6 protein-coding genes are annotated in these 6,197 nt (G+C 69.5%); 4 read left to right on the top strand and 2 right to left on the bottom strand.

What is annotated here, in order from left to right; genetic code table 11:
- A partial coding sequence (locus AB0L45_RS34980; RefSeq protein ID WP_365847342.1) for a DUF6192 family protein occupies positions 1–721 on the top strand: 721 nt, incomplete at its 5' end.
- 10 nt (positions 722–731) lie between these two features.
- On the opposite strand, the gene AB0L45_RS34975 is transcribed toward AB0L45_RS34980, so the two are convergent.
- A complete protein-coding gene (locus AB0L45_RS34975; protein ID WP_365847340.1) occupies positions 732–3,047 on the bottom strand; it encodes a site-specific integrase in 2,316 nt (771 codons plus the stop codon).
- A 95-nt stretch (positions 3,048–3,142) separates the two neighbouring features.
- Complete coding sequence (locus tag AB0L45_RS34970; protein ID WP_365847338.1) at positions 3,143–4,303, bottom strand: tyrosine-type recombinase/integrase; 1,161 nt, start codon at positions 4,301–4,303, stop codon at positions 3,143–3,145.
- Between the two features lie 165 nt (positions 4,304–4,468).
- On the opposite strand from AB0L45_RS34970, the gene AB0L45_RS34965 reads away from it, so the two are divergent.
- From AB0L45_RS34965 to AB0L45_RS34955, 3 genes are all read left to right on the top strand, one after another.
- Positions 4,469–4,822, top strand: a complete 354-nt coding sequence (locus AB0L45_RS34965; RefSeq protein WP_365847336.1) for a DUF6192 family protein — start codon at positions 4,469–4,471, stop codon at positions 4,820–4,822.
- 3 nt (positions 4,823–4,825) lie between these two features.
- Positions 4,826–5,233 (top strand): hypothetical protein, encoded by a 408-nt coding sequence (locus tag AB0L45_RS34960; RefSeq protein WP_365847334.1) that lies wholly within the window; start codon positions 4,826–4,828, stop codon positions 5,231–5,233.
- Between the two features lie 72 nt (positions 5,234–5,305).
- Positions 5,306–6,151, top strand: coding sequence for an IS5 family transposase (locus AB0L45_RS34955; protein WP_365847344.1), 846 nt, complete (start codon positions 5,306–5,308; stop codon positions 6,149–6,151).
- Positions 6,152–6,197 lie beyond the last annotated feature (46 nt).

Raw genomic sequence — 6,197 nt, 5'->3', positions numbered from 1 at the left:
CCTCGTGTCGGAGCGGATCGGGAACGTCACGCGGGAACGTTACGAGCACCTCGTCGCCGAGTCCCGCCAGAATGTCGCGCTGGTCGCCCGCGCGCAGTTCGCGGTGGGCGACGCGGCCCTGGAAATTGAACCGATGCGGCCGGTGGGCGGGTCCGCGCCCAAGGCCACCGACGAGCTGTTCACGGTCGCGGGGTCGCTGGGCCGGTTCGCCGAGGACATCGGGGTGGCCGTCTCCACGGTCGAGGACTGGCGGTGGATCGCCTCGCGCTGGCCCAAGGACCGGCGCCGGGAGGAGACGGTGTCCTTCGGTATCCACCGCATCCTGGCCTCGATCAGCGACGAGACGGAACGGTGGAAGGCGATCGACGATCCTCCGTACCACCAGCGGTCCGCCACGCACCGGTGGACGCATGATGCGGCCAAGCGACGGGTCGGCCAGCGGGCCGAGCGGCCCGAGACGGTGGCGGAGAAGGTCCAGGTGGTCGCCGAGCTAACGCGCGACGAAGAGGTCGCCGCGCGGGCGGCCGAGAACCTGCTGCGGCGCCCGGAGACCATCACCAAGGTCAGCCCGACCAGCCGGGCCCGCGCGGTGCACGAACTGACCCGCGACGAGGAAGTCGCAACCCAGGTGGCCGGCGAGCTGCTGCAGCGTCCGGCGGTGGCCCGCAAGACGATGCGCGACACTTTTCCGAACTACGATCTTGTTCTTCTCGCTTCCTGAGGGTTGCCGGCTACTTGATGATGACGGGCATGCCGAGCTGGACGGGGCCGGCGCCCTGCTGGGTGCGTGTGATGCTCCGGTCGAGGCTGGTCAGCTTCTCCTTGGCCTTGGTCTGGCTGACTTGGAGGCCCTGGACCTCGCCGAGCCAGCCGTTCATGCGGGCCTCGGCGATGCGGTCGCCGAGGTTGCGGATGATCTCGACGAGTCGCGCCCGCTGGCGGGGCGAGACCTGGAGCATCGGACATCTGATGCAGGAATGCTCGTGCTGGCAAGGGGTTCCGTAGGGCCGCGCGCAGTCGCCCAGCTCCAGCTTGCGGGTATGGAAGTGCTGCTGGAACTCGCGCCACTCGTCGTCGGTAGGGTCGCGGTATTCCTCGGCGGGGCGGACAGCGCGTCGCCTGTCGAGGAAGGACCGGTAGGAGCGGATCAGGTCTTCCTGGAACACGGCGAGGTATGCCTCCGTGGTGGTGACCGAGGCGTGGCCGAGGAGACGGGCGGCGATGTGGACGGGGAGGCCGCCGGCCACGGCTTCGGTCGCGAAGATTCTTCGGAAGTCGTGGGGCGTGTAGCGCAGGGGCTGGCCGGCGTGGTCGGTCAGCGCCGCCCGGGCGAGGGTGTCGTTGAGCAACTGGTAGACCATGTTGGTGGTGATGACGTCGCGCCTCCAACCGAACCGGCGCTGGAACAGGTGCGGCAGCACCGGGCCGGTGACCAACTCGTGGGGGTCGTAGCGGGCGACGAGCGGGACGGCGCCGTCGTTGTCCGCGCGCAGGCGGCTGATGACGGTCGCCAGGACGCTGGCCAGCTCGGGACTGACCAGGAGGAGCCTCTCCTCGTTGCTCTTTGAAGGGACGATCTGCAGGAGCGGAACGATCTCGCCCGTGTCGGGGAGCCGGTAGGACACCAGAGCCATATGGGTGAGCTCCAGGAGCTCTTCGAGGCGGATCCCGGTGTGGCGGAGCGTCTCGATGACGGCCCAGGCCCAGAACGCCTCGTCCTCTGCGCGGGTGAGGTCGAGTTGCTCGCCGGTGGCGATGTCCTGGGCGAGCACGATGGTGGGCCGGTAGTGCAACCGCCTCTTGCTCCGGTGGTCCGTGCGGTCGATGCGTAGGTAGTGGCGTCCGTCGTGGACGAAGGTCTCACCGACCGCTGCCGCCTCGGCCGCGGCCAGCAGCTTCTGCTGGAGCGCGTGGTGGTGCTCGGTGGTCTCGACCAGTTCAGGAAGGCGGGGCAGCCGCTCGCGGACGCGCTGGTGCATCTTGGCCCGGGCCTTCTTCTTCACCTTGGTGAAGCCGCCGGTGTCGGATCGGCGGACCGGGCTGGGCACCGCCCACGCAGCCCAAATGGGCTCCTCCAGGGCCCACTCGGCGATGTCAAGGTAGAACGCGCGGACACTGGCAAGGACGCTCGGCCATCCTTCGCGGGGGACGGGCGCCTTCCCTTCGCGGGTGATCGTCTTGACCCGTTGCTTCCACGCCTCGGCGACTTCCGGCGCGAGGTGCAGGCTGGTGACATCCGGATGGTGCTTCTCGATGTCGGCCCAGAAGGCGCCCACCAGCTGACTGGCCAGTCCGGACAGCGAGCTGTAGTCCAGGCTGGGGCGGCGCTCGTCGAGGTAGCGCACGAGAACATCCCGGACCGGTCCATGCCGGACTCCGTAACGGTCGACAAGGCCGACCGTCGACAGCGGACCGCGGGCCAGCGTGCGACGCAACGACAGCTCCTCCTCCAGGACCCCCGCGTCCCGGAGCAGGTCCCAGGCGGCGTGGACCCCCATGGGCGCCTTGGCCGAAGCTCGCCTGTTCCACTCGTGGTAGCCGATCAGGTCCTCACCGGTGAGCTGAGCGAGATCACGTCCGGTCCGCAGGACCACCTTCACCAGGCAGTTCTCTGCGGTGCCCAGCTGGCTGGGAATCATTCCGCGGGCCAGGCCGGCCTGGTGGACCCGGGCGAACACCTCGGCCCCGAACTCCTGCTTGGCCTGGCGGTGGAGCCCCGAGGTCCGGTAGCACTGAAGGAACTCGTAGCTCGGCCGCACCACCCTGGCCAGCAGCAAGCAGCCCAAACCGTCCGTGGTCACCGCCCGCCGGGTCGCCTCGGCGCGGCCGTATCCGGCTGTGACCAGGTCAATCCAGTCCACGTCGCTGTCAGCACCGGAGATGACCCAGCGCTCCTGCCACCCCTTGCCGGGGAAGGAGGAGAGCCAGTCGAGGATCCGAGTCGTTCCCCGTACCCGGTCCGCCCGCTTGCTCCGGCTTCGCTTGCTGGTCGTGGGAGGGAAGGTGGCCAGGGACGGCAGCAGGCCCAGGACCTCGCTCAACGACAAGCCGTCGAACGGTCCGCACTCGCCAGCGGGCTCTGCCCCTTCAGTGGCCAGCGGGCCTAGTGAATCCGGGTCCGTCGGCGGGTGGATGGTCGTGGTCACCGCGGCAGCCCCCCGAAGAGCACGGCCAGGTCTGCGGCCTCGTAACCGACGGCGACTGGAGGCAGTGGCTGACGCGCGCGGTCTTCGCGCTCGGCCAGGTGCTCGGCGACGCGGCGGATCACCTGGGCCTCGTCCTCGATGAGGTAGATGTCAGCGGTGGTGCTCAGGTGGGCGTGACCGAGGATGGTCTGCACGTCCCGCAGGGAAAGGCTCTCGTCGCGGCTCATGCGAAGGGCAGCCGTGTGCCGAAGGTCGTGCATCGTGTAGTTGGTTCCGAGCAGCTTGTTCGCCCGACGCAGCACCGCCCGCAGGGCGTCGTAGTTCATCGGATGACGCCGCAGCCCGTCGCCGTGGTCACGGCGCCGCAGGGTCCACCAGACCGGATCGTTCAGGTCCAGCGGGCCGAGTTCGGCCAGGTAGAGCCTCAGCCAGACGAAGGACTCGGGGCTGGCCGGCAGCCACTGTTCGGCGTCGTTGCCCTTGCGGCGTACGCGTACGAGCTGGTCGCCCCAGTCCACGTCGACACCGCAGATCCCGAGGATCTCGCTCGCGCGGGCGGCGCAGCTGATGTCCAGCGCCAGGATCGCCCGGTCACGGTTCGAGCGCATGGCGCCGAACAGATCTTTCCAGTGCTCGTCCGGGATCTCCCGCGGCCTGGACCTGGGCACTTTCGGGTTGTAGCGGATCTTGCCCTCGGCCCGGAACGGTTCGAGGGGGTTGTGGTGTGCGTGCGGGCGCCGACCTCTGCGGTCGAGCGGGACCGGGTTGAGCAGCGGACCTTCCCCGATCTCGATCCAGAACTCGTAGAAGCTGCGGACGACGGAGTTGCTGTGACGGACCGTCCGGGGTTCGTAGCCATCGCCGAGGTTGCGCTTGCGGGTGATCGGGTTGAACTTGCCGGCCGTGGCCGCCGAGGTCCTGCGGGGAGAGTTCCTCGGCTTCTCCGCCGCCCTGAGCCACAAGACCAGGTCCCTGACTTCCGCAGGACTCGCCTTGTCCCACTGGACGCCGACGGCCCGCAGCCACCGCCACCATCTCAGCAGGCCGTAGGCGTAGCTACGGACCGAACCGGGCCGGTTCCTGGCCGAGAAGTCGTACAGGTACCGCCGGATCGGCTCCACCGGCCCACCCTCCGGGTCCAGCACCAACCACGGCACGACGCCCTCAACAGGAGCCACTCGTCCCCACTGAGGCAACCGGATCCCCGCAAGATCCCGTGCCGCCTCGCTGACCCCGCAGGTCCCCATGCAGTCTCCACTCCTCCGATCGGACTGCATGAGGTCTACCGGCCAGACACAGATCAGCTCACCCCAAGCCCCGGCGTGTCGCTTGGTAGTCCGGTCAACAGGCACACCACGCGGATGCTGGTCAACCGCGCGCAGTTCGACAACTCCGAGGAGACCCGACAGCGGATCCGCCAGCGCACGCCCGCGGCCCGCGCCATCGAGCACACCGCGGAATACCTGGACCTGGTCGGATCGTGCCACGCGTTCATCGCCGCACTGGGACGGCTGGTGCCCCGGATGCGCGACCAGGAGTTCTCTGCGGACGAACGCGAGACCGTGCGGCGGGCGATCGGCAAGGTCCGCGGGGCGGCCGACTGGCTGGAGGCCGCCGTCGAAGCCGGCGAGTTCTCCCTGGACGAGCAGCTGACCCAGCTGCTCCAAGGCGAGTAACCGGTGCCCCGCCAGGCCCGCCCGGTCGCCGAGCACTACGGCGACCTGGTCCGGGCGGCGCTGATCGAAGCCCGCCCGGCCGGCCTGCAGATGCGGCAGCTGGTGGCCGCCACCCGTCTCAGACCCTCGCAGGTCAGCCGGGGGATCCAGCACCTGCGCGACGTCGGAGCGGCCGAGCACCTGACCCCGATCATCTGGCGAAGGGCGGACGGTTACATGTTCAGCGATGACCCGGCGGACTGGATCGAGTACGAGAAGCGGATGTTCCGCCAGATCCTGGGCCGGCTCATCCGGGTGATCACCGGCACCCTCGACCCGCACCTGGCCCGTTTCCCCGACGACGAGTGGGCCCAGCTCGCCGTCGCCCAGCTCACCGGGGTCCGCGCGACTCTGGACCAGCTCTCCAAGTAGTCCCCGGCCCCGGGCAGCGGTGTTCGCGGCCCGGGGCCGTCCCGATCTTGCGGGGCCGTCATGCACCACAGCGTGCGCCGCCGGCGCTATCCGTCGGACACCACCATCGCCGAGTGGGCTCTGCTGGAGCCGCTGCTGCCGGTCCCCGCCTGTCAGACCAAGGCCGGCGGACGCCCGGAACGTTGGCCCAGACGCCAGGTGGTCGACGCGATCCGCTACCTCGTGGACAACGGGTGCAAGTGGCGCGCGCTGCCCGCGGACTTCCCGCCCTGGGAGACGATCTACGGCTTCTTCCGCAGATGGCACCGCGACGGGACGCTCGCCTACATCCGTGACCAGCTGCGGCGCCGGATCCGCACCGCGCTGGGCCGCTGCCCGTATCCGGTCACGCTGATCGTGGACTCGCAGTCGGTCAAGGCCGCCGACACCGTCTCGCGGGCCACCCGCGGCTACGACGCAGGCAAGTCGATCAACGGCCGCAAGAGACACCTGGCGGTGGACACCAAGGGCCTGCCCATGATGGTCATGGTCACGCCCGCCGACATGAGCGACCGGGACGCCGCCCGCGAAGTCCTGTGGCGTCTTCGCCTGACCCACCCGCAGATCACCCAGGTCTGGGCCGACTCCGGCTATGCCGGCCAGCTCGTCGGCTGGGCCGACGACTTCCTCGGCCTCACCCTGAAAATCGTCTCCCGTCCCAAGGGCGCCAAGGGTTTCGTGGTGCTCCCGTTGCGCTGGCGCGTCGAGCGCACTTTCGGCTGGGTGATGAAGGCCCGGCGCAACGTGAGGGACTACGAGCGGCTTCCGCAGGTCAGCGAAGCCCACCTGACCTGGGCCCTGATCACGCTGATGGGCCGGCGCCTGACCAGCAAGGGCCCCCGCACCGACTGGACGAAAAAGCCCCAGCCCAGCGCCTGACCTGCATCGCCCGGCAGCCTGCGAACCTGCCGGGCGGCGGGAGACC

The sequence above is a fragment of the Streptomyces sp. NPDC052496 genome, from assembly GCF_040679095.1.
Taxonomy (GTDB): Bacteria; Actinomycetota; Actinomycetes; order Streptomycetales; family Streptomycetaceae; genus Streptomyces.
The sequence above is the reverse complement of the archived record's forward strand: the minus strand, read 5'-3'. Positions and strand labels throughout refer to the sequence as shown.